General features: G+C 33.7%; 14 protein-coding genes, 1 tRNA gene and 1 pseudogene. 7 read left to right on the top strand and 9 right to left on the bottom strand.

Annotated features, from left to right (window positions below):
- From F6K27_RS06970 to F6K27_RS06960, 3 genes are all read right to left on the bottom strand, one after another.
- On the bottom strand, positions 1–339 hold the full coding sequence (locus tag F6K27_RS06970) for a XisI protein (RefSeq protein WP_287274258.1): 339 nt from the start codon (positions 337–339) through the stop codon (positions 1–3).
- On the bottom strand, positions 327–509 hold the full coding sequence (locus F6K27_RS06965) for an element excision factor XisH family protein (RefSeq protein WP_287274259.1): 183 nt from the start codon (positions 507–509) through the stop codon (positions 327–329). Before F6K27_RS06965 ends, F6K27_RS06970 begins: the two co-directional genes overlap by 13 nt.
- Positions 510–711: 202 nt before the next feature.
- Positions 712–780 carry a XisH family protein gene (locus tag F6K27_RS06960; RefSeq protein ID WP_240038920.1) on the bottom strand — a complete coding sequence of 23 codons (69 nt, stop codon included), beginning with the start codon at positions 778–780 and terminating at the stop codon, positions 712–714.
- A 531-nt stretch (positions 781–1,311) separates the two neighbouring features.
- Here F6K27_RS06960 and recQ point away from each other — a divergent pair.
- Complete coding sequence (gene recQ, locus F6K27_RS06955) at positions 1,312–3,507, top strand: DNA helicase RecQ (RefSeq protein ID WP_287274261.1); 2,196 nt, start codon at positions 1,312–1,314, stop codon at positions 3,505–3,507.
- Between the two features lie 534 nt (positions 3,508–4,041).
- On the opposite strand, the gene F6K27_RS06950 is transcribed toward recQ, so the two are convergent.
- Positions 4,042–4,536: a hypothetical protein gene (locus F6K27_RS06950; protein ID WP_287284086.1), complete on the bottom strand. Its 495-nt coding sequence runs from the start codon at positions 4,534–4,536 to the stop codon at positions 4,042–4,044.
- A gap of 157 nt (positions 4,537–4,693) precedes the next feature.
- Complete coding sequence (locus F6K27_RS06945; protein ID WP_287272977.1) at positions 4,694–5,236, bottom strand: type IV pili methyl-accepting chemotaxis transducer N-terminal domain-containing protein; 543 nt, start codon at positions 5,234–5,236, stop codon at positions 4,694–4,696.
- Positions 5,237–5,421: 185 nt separating this feature from the next.
- Between F6K27_RS06945 and F6K27_RS06940 the strand changes: the two genes are divergently transcribed.
- The 6 genes from F6K27_RS06940 (at position 5,422) to F6K27_RS06910 (ending at position 14,025) form a co-directional block, all read left to right on the top strand.
- A complete protein-coding gene (locus F6K27_RS06940) occupies positions 5,422–6,981 on the top strand; it encodes a TM0106 family RecB-like putative nuclease (protein ID WP_287272975.1) in 1,560 nt (519 codons plus the stop codon).
- Positions 6,982–7,082: 101 nt separating this feature from the next.
- Positions 7,083–7,250 carry a hypothetical protein gene (locus F6K27_RS06935; RefSeq protein ID WP_287272973.1) on the top strand — a complete coding sequence of 56 codons (168 nt, stop codon included), beginning with the start codon at positions 7,083–7,085 and terminating at the stop codon, positions 7,248–7,250.
- An 810-nt stretch (positions 7,251–8,060) separates the two neighbouring features.
- Positions 8,061–9,185 carry an esterase-like activity of phytase family protein gene (locus tag F6K27_RS06930; RefSeq protein WP_287272972.1) on the top strand — a complete coding sequence of 375 codons (1,125 nt, stop codon included), beginning with the start codon at positions 8,061–8,063 and terminating at the stop codon, positions 9,183–9,185.
- Between the two features lie 1,172 nt (positions 9,186–10,357).
- Positions 10,358–10,431: transfer RNA gene (locus tag F6K27_RS06925), tRNA-Asp, on the top strand.
- Positions 10,432–10,643: 212 nt separating this feature from the next.
- Positions 10,644–13,178 carry a glutamate--tRNA ligase gene (gene gltX, locus F6K27_RS34310; protein ID WP_375339654.1) on the top strand — a complete coding sequence of 845 codons (2,535 nt, stop codon included), beginning with the start codon at positions 10,644–10,646 and terminating at the stop codon, positions 13,176–13,178.
- A 346-nt stretch (positions 13,179–13,524) separates the two neighbouring features.
- Positions 13,525–14,025 (top strand): hypothetical protein, encoded by a 501-nt coding sequence (locus tag F6K27_RS06910; protein ID WP_124145184.1) that lies wholly within the window; start codon positions 13,525–13,527, stop codon positions 14,023–14,025.
- Positions 14,026–14,198: 173 nt separating this feature from the next.
- On the opposite strand, the gene F6K27_RS06905 is transcribed toward F6K27_RS06910, so the two are convergent.
- The 4 genes and pseudogenes from F6K27_RS06905 to F6K27_RS06890 form a co-directional block, all read right to left on the bottom strand.
- Complete coding sequence (locus tag F6K27_RS06905; RefSeq protein ID WP_287272971.1) at positions 14,199–18,020, bottom strand: ATP-binding protein; 3,822 nt, start codon at positions 18,018–18,020, stop codon at positions 14,199–14,201.
- Between the two features lie 1,576 nt (positions 18,021–19,596).
- Positions 19,597–20,403, bottom strand: coding sequence for a TPM domain-containing protein (locus F6K27_RS06900; RefSeq protein ID WP_287272969.1), 807 nt, complete (start codon positions 20,401–20,403; stop codon positions 19,597–19,599).
- 636 nt (positions 20,404–21,039) lie between these two features.
- The gene (gene ruvC, locus F6K27_RS06895; RefSeq protein WP_287272968.1) at positions 21,040–21,531 is read right to left on the bottom strand and encodes a crossover junction endodeoxyribonuclease RuvC; all 492 of its coding nucleotides are present in this window, start codon (positions 21,529–21,531) and stop codon (positions 21,040–21,042) included.
- A gap of 69 nt (positions 21,532–21,600) precedes the next feature.
- A pseudogene (locus F6K27_RS06890) lies at positions 21,601–22,062 on the bottom strand (GUN4 domain-containing protein).
- Positions 22,063–22,300 lie beyond the last annotated feature (238 nt).

The raw sequence follows: 22,300 nt of genomic DNA, 5'->3' as shown, positions 1-22,300 counted from the left end.
TTAATTTTGGGCAAATTCTGTATATTTTCTCAGATTAGGTGGATGATAGGCCAAAACAATATCTTGTGCTGGAACTCCTTTTTCTATTAATTGGTCGGCGATCGCTTCTTCAGTCCCATCATGTTGTACCCAGATTTTTCCATCAATAATATCGACATGAATAGCACAACCATAAATTCTGGTGTTGTTATTTTTCCATCCTAAATTAACAAGTTGATAGTGGTCTCCTTCGCGGTCAATAATTGTTTGACTTTTGATGGGGTCGTTAGGAGAACGTAACTTAGCCCTTGCTATTAGTAATTCCTGAATTAATTGACGATATAAATCTAATTTATCCATTGAGCGATCGCCTCCTTATCGACATCATAAATAATTAATGGAATTTGGTTACAATGAATTACAGTTTGAATAAATGGATACTTAAAAAAGCGTTTATAGCAGAAGGAAGAAGGAAGAAGGAAGAAATAAAAATCTAGTGTTGTCTGAGTGTTAAGCTTTTGATATGTCAAATATAGTAATGGCGACTCCTATATAAATTTCTAATGGAATTACTAAATATAATTTTCGTTCTGTCTCTTATTCCTCCAAAGCAATACAAAAATTAATTAATTTTCCAACTGCAGTGTGAAACTCATAAATTGTTGAAGCTGCCAAAAAAGTTTTAATTTAAATAGCAATTTTTTCACCATATTTTGTTGCACTAATTAACTTTTATGCACCTAACTCAATATAAAAATAAACAAATCCTAAATCAATACGATAGGGGTCGTGAGTGATTATCCAACCCTGATTCTCAAGAGCAGTTCTAACTAATTGATGAAAAATATCTTTAGCAGAAATTCCAGGAAGTTTCCTTAAAGTTTAAGTACCTGTGCAAAATTAATTTAACATTTTTTTGTTGGGTTGCGCTGGCGCTTAACCCAACCTATTCACAGAAGTTAAAAGTCAAAATTCAAAAGTCAAAAGTAAGATTTTATAGGTTCAAAACTTTGACTGATAACTAATAACTGATTTGTTGGGTTGCGCTGGCGCTTAACCCAACCTATTCACAGAAGTTAAAAGTCAAAATTCAAAAGTCAAAAGTAAGATTTTATAGGTTCAAAACTTTGACTGATAACTACTAACTGATTTGTTGGGTTGCGCTGGCGCTTAACCCAACCTATTCACAGAAGTTAAAAGTCAAAATTCAAAAGTCAAAAGTAAGATTTTATAGGTTCAAAACTTTGACTGATAACTAATAACTGATTTGTTGGGTTGCGCTGGCGCTTAACCCAACCTACAATAGAATCAATTTTTAAATTAATTATCACTATGTCGGTGCAAAATCAAACAAAATTTAATCAACCATCTTTAGAAAAACATTTAAAGAATTACTTTGGTTATGATTCATTTCGCCCTGGGCAAAAACAAATTATTGAAACAGCACTTCAACAAAAAGATATGCTAATTGTTATGCCTACTGGTGGGGGAAAATCTTTATGTTTTCAATTACCCGCATTACTCAAACCAGGCTTAACAATAGTAGTATCTCCTCTCATTTCTTTGATGCAAGACCAAGTAGCAAGTTTACAAGATAATGGTATTGCTGCGACATTTTTAAATAGCAGTCTTGGACTGACAGAAACTCGAAAACGAGAAACAGATATTATGCAGGGCAAAATCAAACTTTTATATGTTGCTCCAGAGAGATTATTGTCAGAGAGATTTTTACCATTTTTAGAGTTAATTAATGCTCAACAAGGTATCTCTAATTTTGCCATAGATGAAGCTCACTGTGTTTCAGAATGGGGTCACGATTTTCGCCCAGAATATCGACAGTTACAAATGTTACGAGAAAGTTATCCAGATGTGCCGATGATGGCTTTAACTGCTACGGCGACAAAACGAGTCCGGGGAGATATTATTGCTCAATTAAATTTACAACAACCTTATATTCATATTGCTAGTTTTTTCCGTTCAAATTTATATTATGAAGTCCGTCAAAAAACTAATGCTAAAAATACTTTTGCTGAAACATTGCAAATAATTAGAAAACTTGGTGGTTCTGGAATAGTCTATTGTAATAGTCGAAAAAAAGTTGATGAAATTGCTCATAAATTACGACAAAATCATGTATCTGCATTACCTTATCATGCTGGAATGGATGATGAGGAAAGAGCTATTAATCAAACTAAATTTATCCGAGATGATATTGATGTAATTGTGGCAACTGTGGCTTTTGGTATGGGTATTAATAAGCCAGATGTTAGATTTGTAATTCATTACGATCTACCTAAAAATATTGAGAGTTATTATCAGGAAACTGGGAGAGCTGGTCGAGATGGTGAACCTGCTAAATGTACTCTATTTTTTAGTTATGGCGATAAAAAAAGTATTGAATATTTAATCGCTCAAAAACTTGATGAACAAGAACAAAGAATTGGTTATCAACAGTTAAGGAGAATTCTTGATTATGCTGATGCTACTGATTGTCGCCACCGAATTTTATTAGGCTATTTTGGTGAAGATTTGCCCGAAAATTGTGGAAATTGTGATAATTGTAAATATCCTAAGCCAATAGAAGATTGGACTATTGAAGCAATGAAGTTTTTGTCCTGTGTGGCGAGAACTAAAGAACGGTTTGGTATGAATCATATTATTGATGTTTTAAGAGGTTCTAAAAGTCAGAGAGTTTTAGATAAAAAACATGACCAACTTTCTACTTATGCTATTGGTAAAGATAGAAGTGTTGATGAATGGAAACATTTAGCAAAATCTCTCTTACATCAAGGTTTAATGGATGAAACAACTGATGGTTATTCAGTGTTGAAACTTAATCAAAATAGTTGGGATGTAATGGGGCGAAGAAAAAAGGTAGAAATTGCGATAGAAAAGAAACGTAAAATCGAAAAAACTACTACTTCTTTAGCTGCAGATGAACAACGATTATTTGAAGAATTGCGGGCATTACGGAAACGAATTGCTGATGAACAAATGGTAGCTCCTTATGTGGTATTTCCAGATACAACATTACAACAAATGGCACAGAAACGACCTCAAACTTTGGATGAATTTATGGATATTTCTGGAGTAGGTAGTCGCAAACAAGATAAGTATGGCAAAAAGTTTATTCAAGCGATTAGAAATTATTGTGCAGAGAATGGTTTATCTACTAATTCAGAACCTATCCGAGAGCTAGCAAAAGTTGTAGATAATTTTCCTTCTTTTACTCAAATAGAAACATTAGAATTGCATAAACAAGGATTAAGTATTGATGCTATTGCTAATCAAAGAGGAATTAGTTCTGGCACTGTTACTGGTCATTTAGCTGAATTAATAGAAAAAGAGCAACCAGTAGATATTGATAAATTAGTAACACCCAAACATCAGGAAAAAATTATTGCTGCAATAGAAGAAGTAGGAGATGGAGCATTGAAACCTATTTATGAATATTTACAAGAACGTTATAATTATAATGAAATTAAATTAGTTAGAGCATATTGGCGGAGCGATCGCTTAGATTTTTAGGTTGCAGAAGAAAGAAGGAAGAAGGAAGAAGGAAAAGCTATTGGTAGGGTGTGTTAGCGGTAGCGTAACTGAGCAAACCCTACATCCAAGGGAGCAAGATTCTCCCACTATTTTTGTTCTTGACAAAATAATTACACGGGACTTTAATAATTAATAATTAATAATTAATAATTACATAATTCTGGTTTAAAGACTTCCCTTTTAAGGGGAAAAAAAGTGCTAGGATATTTCCTTATATTCAATTCCGTAGCGGTTTTAACCAGAGGTAATTATCAACTATCCATTATCAATTATCAAAAAACCTATCCTCTTACACAGAGCAAATCTCCTGATTCTTCCTGCTTTCTATTCTCCCGACTCCCGACTCTCAACTCCTGACTCCTGACTCAGTCCTCCTGACTCCTGATTCTCTACCCAACGCCGAAATAGTTCCACTGCAAACCGCAAGTTTCCCTCGGTTTCGATAATGACATCGTGGCGAGCAAGAGTTTCAAGAGCATTATTTAATTTACTTTCTTCTAAACCTGTAATTTCCTAGATAGTGGCACGACTACAACCTTCTGGATAGTCAGCTAAACCTCTAAGAATATTTTGCTGTCCCGGTGCATCTTGAGCCGCTTGACCCCAAACTCCTGTGAAATAATAACGCCCATTCTGGAATAGTTCATTTTGACGAATAATAGCTTCCACATCTGCAACGGTAAAAACTGACTCTCGTGGTCTTCCCTGCTCAAAGGTTTGCTCGTTGTAGCGACGGACGAGTAAAAATCCTAGTAGTTGTACTAGGTAGGGTTGTCCGAATGTGAGGTCGTAGATGCGGTCCATTGCTTCTGGTTCGTAGGTGAGCAGGAAGTCTGGGTTACGGTTGGCAAGGAGTTGCCTGGTTGTTGCTCTGTTCAAAAAACCGACGCGGATGGGAATTACGCTGGCAAAAAATGGCTGAAAGTAATCTTCTGTCATATCATGTCCGGTAGCATCGTTTGTGTATAATTGAAGAGGAGAAAAATAATTCCCAGGAGCGATCGCCATTATGCCAAGACGCTTAAGTATCCAAGAACACCTAAGTATAGATGAACTAGAAAGAANTGGTGGCCTACTGATGATTTGTCAAGTGCTTGAAGAGTAGCGATCGCGGTAGCGTTGCGTAGCAATATCGCTCCGGGCAATTATTTTTCTTCCTCCTCTATTATACACAAACGATGCTACCGGACATGATATGATTCATCCGTGGAAGAAAAAGGGCCTCATTTTTGAGAATGGTTTCTACAAAAGGGCTAGTATTTGCTTGTGGTGACTGTGAGTTAATGATTACTAGCAAACCCCGAGCAGCTTTAACTATTGCTTGATAATATTCGTCCATCTCCGCAAACATTTGTTTTACCGTGGGACTATTATTACTGGGTAATCCTAAGTCTGAATCACCTTTTTGTAGTCCCTCATGGGAGGTTTGGAACAACTGGACAACATTTTCGAGTTCCTGTTGACGTTGTTTTCTGACTTTTGAGTTGGAGCTAGACTGGATAGCTAATGCTGCTTTGCTAAGTTTTTGACTCAGCATTCGTTGACGACCTGCGATGTTAATTACCCGAGAACTGGTAAACTGATATTTTAGGGATCTTTCTACTAAAAATTGTTCAAATATAAATAATCCGGCTATTACGCTGAGCCCGGCAATATAAAGTACCGTCAGGCGATTAGTTGGAGATGGCTGGCGTAGCTTTTTTGACATTTTTATAGTTATTGTTGCAGTGAATTTTGTCTATATTTCACTGTGGAATAATCAGAAATGTTTGGTCTTTATATCTCGATTTTATCTCAATTCAACAAGTGGACTAGACTAACTATATATATATAGTTGTGCTATTTTGGATTTTTAACTTCCGCAAAGTGGTTGACTCACTAACTAAATAATTAATGTTTATAACTGACTCTCAGCTACTTTCTTATCAACGTTGTTCTAGAAAAGTATTTTTAGATACCTATGGAGATTTTACGCAACAAGATTCTCCTAATGATTTTCTGCTGAAATTAATTAAGGATAGTTCGGAATTTAGGTCGAGCATTATCAAGAATTATATTTATCAAAAGCCTGATTATCCTCGTGGAGATTTAATTGCAGGAGGAAAAGCTACAGAAGTATTAATGGCAGCAGGTATTGATGTTATTTATCAGGGAATATTAATTATTCAGCAATCTTCAAGCAACTCATTCTCACAAAATCAGACTATTAATTTGGTCAGTCATCCAGCTTTATTGATTAAACAGCCTGGATATTCTCGGTTTGGTGATTGGGTTTATATTCCCACAGATATTAAGTTAAGCAAACGTCCGAAATTAGAATATCAAATAGTTGCTACTTTCCACGCTCAAATATTAGCAAGTATTCAAGAAGTTTGGCCAGAAACTGCTTGGTTGATTCTCCGAAAGAAAGGGTTATATAAGGTTAATTTAGAAAAGCGAATTGAGCAAATGCAGGAAACTATTTCTGAGTTAATTTCAATGTTGCAAAATCGCTTAGAACCAGAAGTATTTATGACACGGCAAAAATGTAGTATTTGTACTTGGTATAGTAGTTGTCATACTGTTGCTGAAACTCAAAAACATTTATCTCTTTTGCCTGGGGTTACTCCTAATCGTTATGCTGTGTTGAAAAGTCTCGATTTGACAACTTTAGAATCCCTAAGTTCTGCTAATCCTAATGACTTAGAAGTTTATCCTGAATTTGCTGATGGAGTCGGTACACAAGTTGTGCAGCAAGCTCAATCTGTCTGGGAAAATCAAGTAATTATTAGAAATGAAAAGTTGACCGAAGAAATAGATAGTAAAACTTTACCAATTAATTATTACAAATTAACTAGGCTAGTCAATGCTCCTGTAGAAATATATTTTGATATTGAAGCTCAACCAGACATTAATCTAGATTATTTACATGGTGTCTTAGTAGTTTATAAACGCACAAATACAGAAAAATTCTATGTTAATTTAGCCGAAAATCCCTTAGATGAAGAATTTATTTGGTATCAATTTTTAAACTTAGTTTGGAAATATCCTATAGCTCCAATTTATCACTTCTGTGAATATGAAATTCAAACTGTCAAAAAATTAGCTAAACTTTATAACACTCCAGATTATCTGTGGAAACCATTGTTGAAAAGATTTGTGGATATTCATAAAGTTGTTACTCAAACTGTTATATTGCCTGTAGAAAGTTATTCCCTCAAAAATATTGCTCGTTGGTTAGGTTTTGAATGGCGGAATCCCGAAGCTAATGGCGCTCAATCTGTCTGTTGGTATGAAGAATGGTTGAAAACTGGCGATCGCTCTTTTTTAGATGCAATTATTATTTATAATCAAGACGATTGTTATGCTACTTATTATATTAAAGAATGGTTGTTAAAATTTTTAGAAGAAGGAGTCAGGAGAACCGAGTCAGGAGGACCGAGTCAGGAGTTAGATATAGGAACCGTCGGATAGACAAGGTAAAGTCTTCAGAAGGAAAAAGGAAGAAGGAAGAAGGAAGAGTTCAACAATTATTAATTATTACCTCTCCTTGAAAAGAAGAGGATTGACTAATCATGAAAATTTTTTCTCTCTTGGTCGATTGGATATGGCGAGGTCTCCTCGCCATCCCACCCTACGGGAAGCTCCGAAGATCGACCGCTTGTTTATCTTTTAAAGGAGAGGATTTTTACCTTAATGATTCGGTAAGAAGGAAGAAAGAAGAAGCAATTATTCATAATTAAGAAGAAGGAAAGTGAGAAAGTATTATGTTATCTATATCAATAGAAAATAATACCAAATTCAAAAAAGTTCGTTACATCTTAATTTGTGATTTATTCGTACAATAAAAAAATGGTAAGTTCCATAGTAAGCATTCAGCCGTCAGCTATTAGCTATCAGCTATTGCTTTTGCTGTAGTTTCAAAGCTGTATTAGGCGTTGCTGATTCTGGGTATGATTTGATAATTTTGTATTTGGGATTTTTTATTTTGGATGGTTTGAACTACTTGTTAATATTAACTTTTCCCTGTTCCCAGTTAAGTGTTCCCTGTTCCCTATAAACCTACTTTCATACCTTAATTCAGCAATGCCCTGTATTAATCTAGTCAGAGTTAAATCTTATGACAAAATTTTTAAATTCTATATTCATTTAAACTCCTTCCTTAAAGGTAAGTTATTATTGTTGATAGCTGACAGCTAATAGCTGAATGCTTACGTTCCATAAATTATAAAAATTCAACTTTTTCCCTGTTTTTTATTATGTTTTTCGGGTGGATATCATATTTGCAAAAATACTTTTTTCGGCATTGGTGATTTTGGCTATGATTGTGCTTTAATGGCAATTGCCAAACTATTAACTGAAAAGCATTTTATATTTAGCAAAATTTAGGTTTCATAGCTTGATTAACCAACGCCATTTTTTCCTATATATTCCCTGTTACCTGTTGCCAGATGAGCTGTTGCCTAAAAGCGATAAATTTTTGGCTTTATTCAAAATTGAGATGCACCCTGTTTTTCTTTCCCTGTTCCCTGTTCCCTATCAGACTTTGATATATGAATATCTTTAAACATAGAACTTATAAATACCTAATTATCACCTTAATTACTTGTTTGATTGTTGCTGCGATTACAGGCAAAATAATTAATTCAGTAACTCAAGCAACTATTCCTAAAATTACTTTTTTAGGAGAGGTAAACTTTCCCACAAAATTAAAATTTAAAAATACAGAAGTTGGTGGGCTTTCTGCCATAACTTACAATCCAGAAAAACAAATTTTTTACGCAATTTCTGATGACCGTAGTAGCAAAGCACCAGCTCGATTTTATACTCTGAAAATTGACCTAGAGCAAGATAAAATTTTAGAGGAAACTGTAACTTTTACAGATGTCACAACTTTATTGAATGAAACAGGTAAACCATTTCCCGCTTTGAGTATTGACCCAGAAGGAATGACTTTTACAGGAAAGACTTTATTGGTTGCTTCTGAAGGAGATAGGAAACGTCAAATACAACCATTTATTAGAGAATTTTCTCTCACAGGTAAACAACTACAAAATTTGCCAATCCCTGAAAAATTTCTCGTAGAAACAAACAATGGAGTTAGAAATAATCTGGCTCTTGAAAGTTTAACTATTGCTCCTAGTCAAAAATATCTCTTCACCGCTACAGAAAATGCTTTAGTTCAAGATGGCGAAGAACCAACTTTTAGTATGGGTAGCTACTGTCGAATTATACGGTATGATTTAGCTAAAGGTCAGCCAGAAACAGAATTTCTATACATCACAGAACCTATTGCTACTAATTCTAATAATCTAGGTGGTTTTAGTACCAATGGTTTAGTCGATTTACTTGCGTTAGATGATACTCATCTTTTAAGTTTAGAACGGTCTTTTTCCCTAGGAACAGGAAATGTAATTAAACTTTTCCAAATAGATTTATCAGATGCAGATAATATTCAAAAAATTGATGGTTTAAATAATCAAATTACTGATATTTCTCCAGTGCAAAAAAAATTACTCTTAGATTTCAGCACTCTAGAAATAGTCTTAGACAATATTGAAGGTATAACTTTTGGCCCAAAATTGGCAGACGGTCAGCGATCGCTCATCCTAGTTAGCGATAATAATTTTAACCCTCTACAAATTACTCAGATTTTGATATTTAGCACTAATCTTTGAGTTAGCAGTCAGTAGGCGAAATAAAAACTATAGTGCTACAGTATATTTAGGGTAGACTATCTGTTTAACTATTCAGTAGTGGTACTTAGACATTTTATCGTAGGAAAAATGCGTCAAATTCAGTCTAGACAAGGAAATTACGTCGATGCCTTAAAAATGGCTAGAACCCCTGGTTATTCAGGATTTATGCCTTTTTGACGTAAAAGCCTCTGCCCATCTATATTTGATCCTATTTTCTGGCTTTATTTTGTGTAAGTACCAGTAGTCAGTAGTGATGTGGAAATTTATAAAACTTACTGACCAACCATATCAAGCAGCAAAATAAAAACTATAGTGCCATAGTATATTTAGGGTAGACTACCTGTTTAACTATTCAGTAGTTAATCAGGGCTATTTCATTCTAAACTTTGCCATTTTATGTATTGACGAAACCACGTTATTTACAGCTTTAGGAAATTTATCTTTCGCTGTCTGAAAATCAATAAATTCATTGTCAAAATCTAGAATGAAATGACCCTGGTAGTTAATCGTCAGTAGTGATGTGGAAATTTATAGAACTTACTGACCAACCATATCAAGCAGCAAAATAAAAACTATAGTGCCATAGTATATTTAGGGTAGACTACCTGTTTAACTATTCAGTAGTCATTAGTGATGTGGAAATTTATAGAACTTGCCGACCAACCATATCAAGCAGCAAAATAAAAACTATAGTGCCATAGTATATTTAGGGTAAACTACCTGTTTAACTATTCAGTAGTCATTAGTGATGTGGAAATTTATAGAACTTGCCGACCAACCATATCAAGCAGCAAAATAAAAACTATAGTGCCATAGTATATTTAGGGTAAACTACCTGTTTAACTATTCAGTAGTCATTAGTGATGTGGAAATTTATAGAACTTGCCGACCAACCATATCAAGCAGCAAAATAAAAACTATAGTGCCATAGTATATTTAGGGTAAACTACCTGTTTAACTATTCAGTAATCAGTAGATTTACTTTTTCAGCCCTAATATCTGACCTCGGCAATTCCGTTAAAAGATTAAGTATCAAAACCTTACTATAGTCTCAGGTTTCAGCTCTTAGAACAACACAGAGAAAAAAAATTTAGAGAAATGCTTGACAAATAAAAAGAAAAACCCCATAATAGTACATGGCTTGAAAATAAGGGACTGTAGTTCAACTGGTTAGAGCACCGCCCTGTCACGGCGGAAGTTGCGGGTTCGAATCCCGTCAGTCCCGTAGAGAGACAACTTAAACCTCAGAATATACTGAACATCATACGAACAGTAACTGCTGTTTGGTGAAACTCTATATTTTATGATAAAAGTAGGGAATCAAATCAGTATCAAAATTATAGATTTTAATATCACTCTGGTAAAATTGATATCTTCTCAGATTGAGCCAGGATGTAGAAAAGAATCTAAAAACAAAAAACTAAAATAGAAATTGATATGAGTGTTAGAGTTCGTCTGGCCCCAAGTCCAACAGGAAATTTACATATCGGTACAGCCAGAACAGCTGTATTTAACTGGTTATTTGCCCAAAACCAGAAAGGAAAATTTATCCTCAGAATAGAAGATACAGATATAGAGCGATCGCGTCCAGAATATACAGAAAATATTATGGAGGGACTGGCCTGGTTAGGATTAGAATGGGAAGAAGGACCATTTTACCAGTCTCAACGGTTAGAATTATACCAAGCAGCCACTCAAAAATTACTAGATAAAGGATTAGCCTATCGCTGCTATTGTACAGAAGCAGAACTAGAGGAAATGCGGGAAGCTCAGAAAGCTAGAAAAGAAGCACCCCGCTATGACAACCGCCACCGTGACCTTACACCTAAACAACAAGCAGCTTTTGAAGCAGAAGGAAGACAGCCAGTAATTCGTTTTAAAATTGACGATGACCGAACAATTAACTGGAAAGACCTGGTTAGAGGGACAGTAACCTGGAAGGGCAGCGACTTGGGTGGAGATATGGTCATCTCCCGTGCTGCTAGTGTAAAGACAGTGGGACAACCCCTCTACAATATGGCAGTGGTAGTAGATGATATGGATATGGAAATTACCCATGTAATTCGTGGTGAAGACCATATTGCTAATACAGCTAAACAAATATTACTTTATGAAGCTCTAGAGGGAAAAGTACCAGAATTTGCTCATACACCTCTAATTCTTAATCAAGAAGGACGCAAATTGTCAAAACGGGATGGCGTAACTTCAATTTCTGATTTTAAAGAATTAGGTTTTATCCCGGAAGCACTAGCAAATTATATGTGTTTGCTTGGGTGGACGCCTCCAGACTCAACCCAAGAAATATTTACCCTGACAGAAGCAGCTCAAAACTTCACTTTTGAGAGAGTGAATAAAGCGGGAGGTAAGTTTGACTGGGATAAGTTGGATTGGATAAATAGTCAATATTTACATAATTTACCAGTAGGAGAACTGACGGATAGATTAATTCCTGTCTGGCAAAAAGCAGGATATGAACTAGACCCACAGAGCGATCGCCCTTGGTTAGAACAATTGGCAGCTTTAATTGGACCTAGCTTGACTCGCCTCACAGATGCAGTAGAAATGAGTAAGTTATTCTTCTCCCCCACTGTAGAATTAGATGCAGAAGCAACTGAACAAATGCAGAAAGAAGATGCTGTGAAATCTATTAATTCTATTATTGAGGAAATTGATATTGATGCACCTCTGCGAGTGGGTGATGCACAAAAAATTATTAAAAAGGTAACTCAGTCAATTAAAGTTAAGAAAGGCATTGTCATGCGATCGCTCAGGGCGTCTTTAACTGGTGCCATGCAAGGACCGGATCTAATTCAGTCATGGTTACTCCTGCATCAAAGGGGTTTTGATATATTACGCTTCAAAAAATCTATAGGTCAGGAGGTTGAAGAAAGCAAAAAGGAAAAAGCTCCTGCTAATAGTAATAAAGGGTTTGCTGAAATAAAAACAGCAACTTCAAAAACATCTGTTGCACCAAAACAACAACCTCAGAAAATAAAAGCATCAGTTCCTCTTGCTGGTGAAACTAAAACTGTTAAACCAACTATAGATAAAGCACAAACAACAACTCCAACGGGTAAGTCTGAAGTTGTTGAACCTACTGTAGAGAAACAGAAACCAACTACGACTCCCGCAGGTGAAACTAAAACTGTTAAACCAACTATAGATAAGGCACAAGCAGCAACTCCGAGTGGGGAAGCTAAAACAGTAAAACCTGCTGTAGAAAAGCAAGCAACAGCAACTCCCAAAGTTCCCACAACTCCAACTACGGTAAAACCGACTGTAGACAAGCAACCAACAGAAACTCCTACAGTTCCCACAACTCCAACTGGAGAAACTAAAACGGTAAAACCTGCTGTAGAAAAGCAAGCATCAACAGAAACTCCTACAGTTCCCACAACTCCAACTGGAGAAACTAAAACGGTAAAACCTGCTGTAGAAAAGCAAGCATCAACAGAAACTCCTACAGTTCCCACAACTCCAACTGGAGAAACTAAAACGGTAAAACCTGCTGTAGAAAAGCAAGCATCAACAGAAACAACTCTTACTACAAAACCGCAAACTGTAGAACAACAAGTTGCTGCTCAAGTTGAAACTTCAACCTTGGATGACCAACAACCTGTAGACACAACAACTAATGAAACCGTTGGTAGCGAACGACTACAAAAGATTAAAGAAAAATTGATCGATACTTTTGCTTATTTTCCTGATTACATTAGTCAATTCTATCAAACATATCAACGTCAGCTTAAAGTAATTGGTTCGCTGATCTTAATCATATTAATCTTCAGATTAATTCTTGGTTTCCTAGAAGTTTTAGAAGGAATTACTACTTTATCAATTAGCTTTGAGTTGATAGGTATGGGATATTCAGTATGGTTTGTTTACCGTTATTTGCTGCGGAAATCTAATCGGCAAGAATTATTAGATAAAATTCAAGGTATCAAAGCAGAAATTGTGGGCAAAAAGTCTTAAACTTCAATAGTTTCAGATACTGCAAACAACATGGGGGAATTTAAAAATTAAAGTAAACTAGAAAAATGTTTGCTTCAAGTTCCCCCAATAATTTTTTAATTTCTGACGTTGGTGATTTCAGGTATAAAATAAGTAATTTAGGTAAATTAAGAGTCATTATAAAGATGGCAAAATTAGATATTGTCTTTAGTTAATTGACTGAAAAGTACTTTTCTTTCTCCTGACTCCTGTAGGTCGCTAATCCTGCGGAGACCTTACCTGACTTCTGACTCCTAAGTAATTAAAATTAACATCATACACTAATTCAGCAACGCCTGAATTTCTTTATCCGAAAACAGCACTCTAAATGAATAAAAATAAACGAAGAAAAACAATATTATTTTTAGTAGTATTATTTTCATTAGCTGGGATACAGAAAATCAGTCCTGTTTTATCCCAAGATTTACAATTGACACCTATATTTGAAGATGTAAATCTGTATCCAAAATCTCCTCAAAACCGAATGATTATTAGAGGATTAAGTGGAGGTCCTGTATCTGCAAAAGAAACAACAGGCAGAAATGACACGGTAACTGGACCTTGCGTAGGTTTTATTGATCGAAAACCAGATCATAGATTAATTTTAAATGGTTTTTTTCAATCCCTGAAACTTGAAGTTAAAAGTAGTGAAGATACAACTTTAGTAATTAGAGGTCCTGGGGGTAGTTGGTGTAATGATGACTTTGAAGGAAAAAATCCTGGAATTATGGGTCAATGGTTTTCAGGTACTTATGAAATATGGGTAGGTTCTTACCAAAGAAATAAATATTATCCTTATGTTATTAAAATTACTAAAGAAGAAGATTGATATATTCTCTGGGGTGAAGTTGTGGAGATTTTCATTTAAAAAATAATTCTTGATTGAGCGAAAAGAACAAAAGTAAAGATAATTTCAGTATTTATTTGGTACTGTCAGTTCTTAAATTTTATTTATAATTGACTCGTCCGTTAGTGTAGCTCCCCCTCCGGGGGAATATGATATTAGTCTTCTATAAAATTACGCTTTTTTTCATCTTCAATCCACTTCTCAAAATACTTAATTTCTTTTTCTAGATATTGCTTGTGTTCCAGAAGGTCTATTGTATTAAAAATTGGCAGTAGTGATTCAAGATACTCTACGATTTTATGTGTTGCTTCAATATTCTTAGAGCTACTCAAAATATAATCTTCTGAGGAAAGTTCCTTATGATTCTTAACATAAGGTTCTATGGGAAGTTTCTTAAAATATTCAAAATTTTGATTGTACTGACAAAATAGATCGATAAATTGATAACGTCTTTCGTATGGAAATGTTGTAGTTACGCTAAACAATAATTGCAGCAAATCAATATCTGTATATCTATTTTCAATCACACTTTTTAGCAGTTGATTTTGTCTATCCTCAAAAACAACTTTCTCTTCTTCTGTTACTTCCAAAACAAATATTCTTTCCAGAATAGTATTTCTAAATCCAGAGTTAGATAATTCCTTTTCTCTCTGATAAATATGCTCAACTACTTGAGTGATTAATTCCTGGTAATTTTCATGTTTCCAAAGAAATGTATAGTTTAAATCATCTCGGAAGTTTGAGAACTTTCTTTCCTCATCGTATACCCAGTCAATATATTCAATTATGAAATATTGGTCAGCATCAAGAATGCGAATAAATATATCTTCAGAGTTAGATGAGTATCCCTTTATTTTTTGACTTGATAAATATGCTTGTTTTAGCAGATAAAGTTTTTCTTTGAATAACTCAATTAAAATATGATTGACCTGAGTGTAAGGATTAAATAAAAAATAGAAAGGATCGGGAAAATTTGTCTGTTCATTAATTTGACTCAGAATAATTTCTGTTACCTGAGCAACAACATTTTTATCTAAGTCACGATATTTGAGAAGAAAATCAAATCTTTCTGGTATTTCATCAAGTTTGCTTTCTCTATATAAGTTATAGAGTTTCTCCAAATAATCGGATGTAATTTTATCTTCAGGTAGTAAGTTGTAAAATCCAAATAACCATTTTCTTTTTGAAGCAAAATCAAATTGATTGAGCAATTCAAAAGCTTTTTCAACTCCAGAAATTTTAATTAATTTCTCAATTAATAGAAAATAATTAAGTTGAAATGGATCGCCAAAATTGAGATAATATTTCAGTACATCTAAATAAAGCTCTGAATTTTCGCAGGAGAGAAAAATAAGTTCTGCTATTCTACCACTGGGAAATTCAGAATAGTAATGGTTTTTCTCTTTTGTTACAGCTTTTATCTCATGGCATTTAGCAAAGAAATCCTGATAATCCTTAAAATCGTAATTGGCAAAATATTCTTTGATTTGATTTTGCTTAAATTGCTTGTATTCTTTCCCGTCTAAATAGCAGTTGTTTCTCTCATTCCAATTATCTGAAAGTATCCTATACACCTCATAAGTTCCATTGAGAAATCGTTCTCTTATTTCATTATTAAATTCAATTTTACGAGACTCTAGAAAATCCAAATATTTCTGAACAATAAGACAATGATAATAATCTTTAGGATTTAACTGAGTTTCAATAAAGTCAAGCACTTCTACAGCGTCCTGCTTAATAATTTCACCGACAGGAAACTTAGAATATGATTTACTATATTGATGAATTATATTGATTACCTCTTTCTCAAAAATATCAATCTGATAGAGCTGAAATATTCCCTGCCAAATTTTATTTCTCAAATCAAGTAATTCTGGTGTAGTTGGTGGAGAAAATTGATAGAGTTTAAACTCTTTCTTTTTCATCTGAGAAGCATTAAATTGAAGATAGAGGTATTTTTCAGCTACACCAAAAAATAGTTTGACAAATAATTCGTTTTTTCCTTCATTTACTTCTTTTAGTAGCTTATCAATAATTGTAGACTGGATAATAAATTTTGTTATGTAGGAATCAAGTTCAAATCCAAATACCTCAATAAGAAGGCAAAAGACCTGTGGTAGTTCCTGTGGTTTTTTTGTCAGATATCTAAACAGCAAATCTATTGCAATTTTTTGGGAATTTTGTTCATCAGAATTACCAAATAAACTAAGTAAGTTAAGAATAGAATCTTGTGGAATTTGAATATTAGAATTAGACGGAATGTCTAAGGTTGAAATATCTACTGACTCGACTTCCATTTTGTCAATCAAATCTTTAGCATAGATGAGAATTTCTGTCTGTTTAAAAAACCAAAAAAGTTTCATCAGTTGAATTAAACTTTTCTCATCTCTTGCATCCTCATAAATTTTCCAAACTCTGTCTACATCTGGACTAAGTATTTTGATAATCTCCTCACTATCAAAAGCATTGAAAACAGGATTAAGACCATCAACAAAATTATATTGAAACTGAGGAAAGAAATTATCTAAGAGAACGGAAAACTTCAACAATTTATCCTTGAAAAAAGTAAGATAAAACAGATATGTCGCTAGAACTTGGTCAGATATTCTAGCAACCTCATTTTCATATATATCTACCAACTCAAATTCATATAATTTACAGACTGCTTTCCAGAAAATTTCCCTGTCAATATTAAATGTTGTTTGAATCTTTTCCATCATTTCATCGTTAGAGCAATCTACCACTTGGAAAAAAGCAACTATACCAGCAACTTTTAATAAACTTTCATCCTTAAAACCTGTAATATCTTCTGTGATTGAATAATAATATTCATCATAAACATCAGATACATTGTTGATACTTTCAATGGTTTTTTCTCGCTCTACGACCAAAGCAGTCATTATTGCCAGGCGAGGATTACCTTGAGCTATATCAACAATTCTTTCTATGTATAATTGATTCTGAATTTTGTATTCTTCTTTAACGAGTTGCTCAATTTGCTTATCTGTTAATGAGTCAATTTTTACTAGCTCTAAATTATTATCATAAGAACGCGCTACTTCTTTAATTTTTTCAACTGCATAGTCACGAACTGTAGCTATTATTTTAATTTGCTGATTTTCACGTTTATCCAGAATAAAATTAATAAAATGCTTAAATTCTTTGACTCGGTTAGCATCATCTACAAAAATTAGATAACTTCCCTCATCTGAGAAATAAACACCGATATCCTTATAAAGATCGACTCCTTTATTAAAAATACATTTAACTTCGTACTCAGAATATTTCTCTACAAATTTTCTACAACACTCTAAAACAAGTCGAGATTTACCTACTCCTGCTTTACCAGAAACTATAACTAGATTATTTTCCTCAAGTAGTTGTAATATTTGCTCTATTTCGTCTTCTCGAAAGTAAAACTTTGTATCTAGAGGAGCAACAATTTTTCTTTTATTATAAGTAGTAATAAAATCATCAATATCAACTATTTGACCAGTATCTACCTCAACTCCAAGAAAATCTTTAGTAATACCAGGATAATTTTGATAAAGGTCAAAAGAAATAGAGTCAATATCAAATATATCAAGCTCAACTCCATACTTCTGACATTCCTTTTTCAGAGACTTTTCTTCTTTTGTAGTCAGAGTAGAATTATGACATAAAATAATCTTTTCTATTTCTGTTATTGGTATTCCAGTCTTTTCTTCATCAAAACATTTGCGGAGGTCTTTCTTAAATTTTCCACAGACCCTCTCTTGCTGTGTTGTATGCTCTCCCAAAATATACTTTCCATTTTCCAGAATAATTAAAGTATCTGGAGTTCCTTTTATTGATTTATCAGCTCCAATTACAGACCCTAATGATTTAATTTGGTGAAGCTGTTTAATTTTTTTATTAAGGTAAGCATCAGCAAGTTTTTGGAATGTACCACCGTCTAATTCTTTAAGTTTATTTTGAATCTCATTAATTTTTGACATAGTAATTCTATACAGATAAAAATAATATATTATTTGTCAACCTAAAAGTAGCGATCGCCTCTCTCTATTCTCTCTATTTTAGCAATTAAATTTTTACTCTCAAGTGTCAAAAAGTAATATATGGACTTCCTTTTCTTATTTTTTTACTTCCCGATACAGACCCTAATGATTTAATTTACTTAACTTGTTCAATCTTTTTTGAAGGTAAACATCAGCAATTTTTTGAAACTCACCACTACTTAATTATTTGAGTTTATTTTGAAGTGTGATTAATTTTTTCAATAGTAATTTTATAGAGATAAAAATAATATCTTATTCACACACTTGAAAGTAGCGATCGCTTCTCTCTATTCTCTCTATTTTAGCAATACAGATAAAAATAATTATTCTTTCTCAACTTGAAAGTAGCGATCGCTTCTCTCTATTCTGTCTATTTTAGCAATTAAATTTTTACTCTCAAGTGCCAACTGGAGTTCATTTTCTGATTTTTTTTAGTTCCCGATACAGACCTTAATGATTTAATTTACTCGACCTGTACAATTTTTTTTGAAGGTAAACATCAGCAAATTTTTGAAACTCACCACCACTTAATTCTTTGAGTTTATTTTGAATTTCATTAATTTTTGACATAGTAATTCTATAGAGATGAAAATAATATCTTCTTCCTCAACTTGAAAGTAGCGATCGCTTCTCTCTATTCTGTCTATTTTAGCAATTAAATTTTTACTCTCAAGTGCCAACTGGAGTTCATTTTCTGATTTTTTTTAGTTCCCGATACAGACCCTAATGATTTAAGCAACTTAACCTGTTCAATTTTTTTATAAAGGTAAACATCAGCCAATTTTTGGAACTCATCACTACTTAATTCTTTGAGTTTATTTTGAAGTGTGATTAATTTTTTCCATAGTAATTTTGTAGAGATAAAAATAATATCTTCTTACTCAACTTCAAACTAGCGATCGCTTCTCTCTATTTTAGCAATACAGATAAAAATAATTATTCTTTTTCAACTTAAAAATAGCGATCGCCCTTCTCTCCTATCTCTATTTTATCTGAAATCTAGTTATACCATTATCCCACTCTCTACTTCCATTCAACCCAGACAAAAAATGTCGGTATATCCCCAGATAATTCCCACTCTTATTCTTCCTTTCTTATTTCTCTTTTCTCCTGAATAATACGATAACTAACTATCCAGAATATTTTGTAAAAGTTTGCCCCTATAAATGTAGCTGAAAACTATAGCAGTCGAAGGAAAAGGCGTGGAAATATCAAAAGCTTAAAACTCAGACAACACAAAATTTTTTCTTCTGTCCTAGATAACTAAAGCCTTCTTCCCTCGTCTTTCTACTAACTTCAGACAATAAAAAAGAGCTAGAGATACTTACACAAATAAAACATCCCTAACTCTTAGTTTTTTCCACTTATATTTTATAAATTTATCCTTTTCTTTTGGGTTTAATAACCCATAATAACTCGCGGTTTTTACAATTGGTTGAGGTTTAAATCCCTTCCACTTTTTCCAATTTCAGTCTTTCTTTATTCTTCCTTCTTCCTTCTTCTTTCTTCCTTCTTCTCACGTTTCAGAAGCAGAAGATTGACTGAGAAAAGGAGTCAAATAAGCAACCAAAGCACCAATCAGAAAAGCTGCAACATTACGAGTCAATGGCAACCAATCTGAAGTTCTCGTCACTACTGGACCAATCCCAAAAGCAATAAACAAAATTCCCCACAATGGAGAAAATATTAACGCCCACTGCCAAGAAAAAGCTTGATCCGGTTTCCGGGGTTGAGCTGCAAAACCACAAATTACTCCACCAAGAGCTGATGTAATTAAAGTTAAAATCCATTGCTCTCTTGGTAAACCAGGGACAACGTTACAACCACCTTGACGTAAACAAGTTTTGATAGATTCTAATGATTGGATAATAGATTGGTCTTCACCTTGGTCTCGCACAAAAAATTGATTACCGTAGCGAGTTTGTAACTCTACCCAAAATGTCCGAGGTAGAAATTCATAGAGAGCGCGACCCACATTAAAGTTCAGAATATTACCACCACGGGAGTCCGCTACTAACAAAACACTTTTATTATCAAGTTCCCAAAAATCTTTAACCGCTCTACCAGGAGTACGGTCAAATTGAGTCAAAACCCTCAATTTCCAGCCAGTTTCAGTTTCAAATTGCTCTAAATCTTTGGCTAATATATCTTCTTGAATGTCCGTTAAAGTTCTTGCTAAGTCAATAATTGGTGTTTGCTCTTCGGGGAGTAACTGAGGATTATCATAAGCATTGGCAACTCCAGGAGTTAGAGCAAAAATTGATAATGTCGCGAAAACTGCTGTAATTAATAAACAAATTTTTTTTAAAAAGTTTTTTTTCATCTTATCTTTAGTTTTAAACTCAAAAGTGGACAGTAAATGCTTGTATTAAAAAAGGGTTCAGAAAAATCTCATATTTCTTTACATTTATTTACTTTACCTCACATTTATATAAAATGCGCAGCCAATGTTAATATTGTTGAAACTTTTGACTGAATAATACTGACTATTGGTAATACAAATAAGAATATAATTATGTATTAAAGATCACTATTTCTATTTTTTATTAAAATAATATGGGTCTAAAACCCAGCCTTTTAAGGGGAAATATTTTTGTAGAGTTGCTCAAATCCCCGTTATAAAAATAACTTCTGACTTCTGACTTCTGACTTCTGACTTCGTTAAGCTCACCTACTTAACATTAGAGTTAAGTAGGGCTTGCTGATTAAATATCAAAGCATTGACTGATATTGGTTTTAGCATTTTTTTGTCTAAAAAAATGCCAGCTTTTCAGCCCAAAGAGCTGCATAAAGCTAGTATTTTGGGACGATTATGGCAGAACAATCTGGGGACAATTTTTCCGACTACCTCCTCTATAATTCCCATTTCTCCTGTCTCCTGTCTCCTGTCTCATGTCTCCTGTTTCCTAGCCCTACTAAAAGATTTATTAACCAAACCCTAAGTTGCAGAAGTCTAAATTTAACTCAACCAACTTGCGGCCAAAGCAATTGCTAAAGCATCAGCAGCATCATCTGGTTTAGGAATCTCATCTAAATCTAATTCTCTTGCTACTGCTTGTTGCACATCAGACTTATCTGCATTGCCATAACTTGTTAGTGCTTTTTTAATTTGTGCAGGTGTAAACTCTATTAATGGAATTCCATGTTGAGCCAATACTAACATTAAAATTCCTCTAGCTTGAGCAACTAAAATTGTACTGCTCATGCGATAAAAAAATAGTTTCTCTGTTGCTGCTAAGTCTGGCTTAAAGGTATTAAATATCGTATGTAAATCTTCATAAATTGTGATTAAACGCTCGCCCATTTCTTGTTTTTTTGTAGTTTTAATCACCCCAAAATCAACCAGAGAAGTAGAGTCTATCTTGTCTGTTTTTGAATTATAAATACACTTAATTAACCCAAATCCTAATACTGCTAGACCTGGATCTAATCCAATAATTAACTTTTCCAATTTTAGAATTTTGATTCTTATCGTAAATTTGCTGTTTGTAGGGAATCGGATAAAATATATAAGCTCTTATCAAATATTACATTTTGTCAGTTTTTCCGCTATATAAGGAACGCCAAAATTCCGAACATGAGTAGTAGCTTTAAAAGGTAGATGTCCGTAAGGGGCTGAAATTTTATATGGAATATTTTTATATCTATTATCCTTATCACCCCACCCCACTTGCTTGATAAAAATGTCAGCGATGTAGCTGCCGCTAGGCTCCGCCAACGCGACATCAAAAATCCCTGGTTTACCTCCTAATTCTATCCAAATCTGTTTTTGAATGCTAAATCCAAATTTGCCGTTACTATAGTTAATCCACAATTGATTAATTTTATTTAAGTCTTTACAGGGGATATTTTTGATATCTTCTCAATCAAATCGATACTGTTTTTCTCGCCCTACTAATGAAAGTAATATTCTTAGTGTTTCTTCGTCTGCTTCTTTAAATTTATCAGATGACAAGAAGTTTTCCAAAGCTGTGTAATCTATTTGTTTATCTATTGGAGGACGAGAAGTTATCCAAAAATTTATATTGGGGGATAAAGATATAAATTACAACAACAAATATGAATATACCAGTTCCTATCAATAATCCATTAGCTTCTCCTGTATAAAAATTTTTGACAGAATTTTGAGAAATAGGTTTTGCACCTGGAATATGTAAGGTAGCAATTTGAGATATAATTGCTTGAAAAACCTGAGACATTTGAGAAATAATACTCTGAGT

Source organism: Okeania sp. SIO2F5 (genome assembly GCF_010692685.1).
Taxonomy (GTDB): domain Bacteria; phylum Cyanobacteriota; class Cyanobacteriia; order Cyanobacteriales; family Microcoleaceae; genus Okeania; species Okeania hirsuta.
This window is presented reverse-complemented; position numbering and strand designations above follow the sequence as displayed.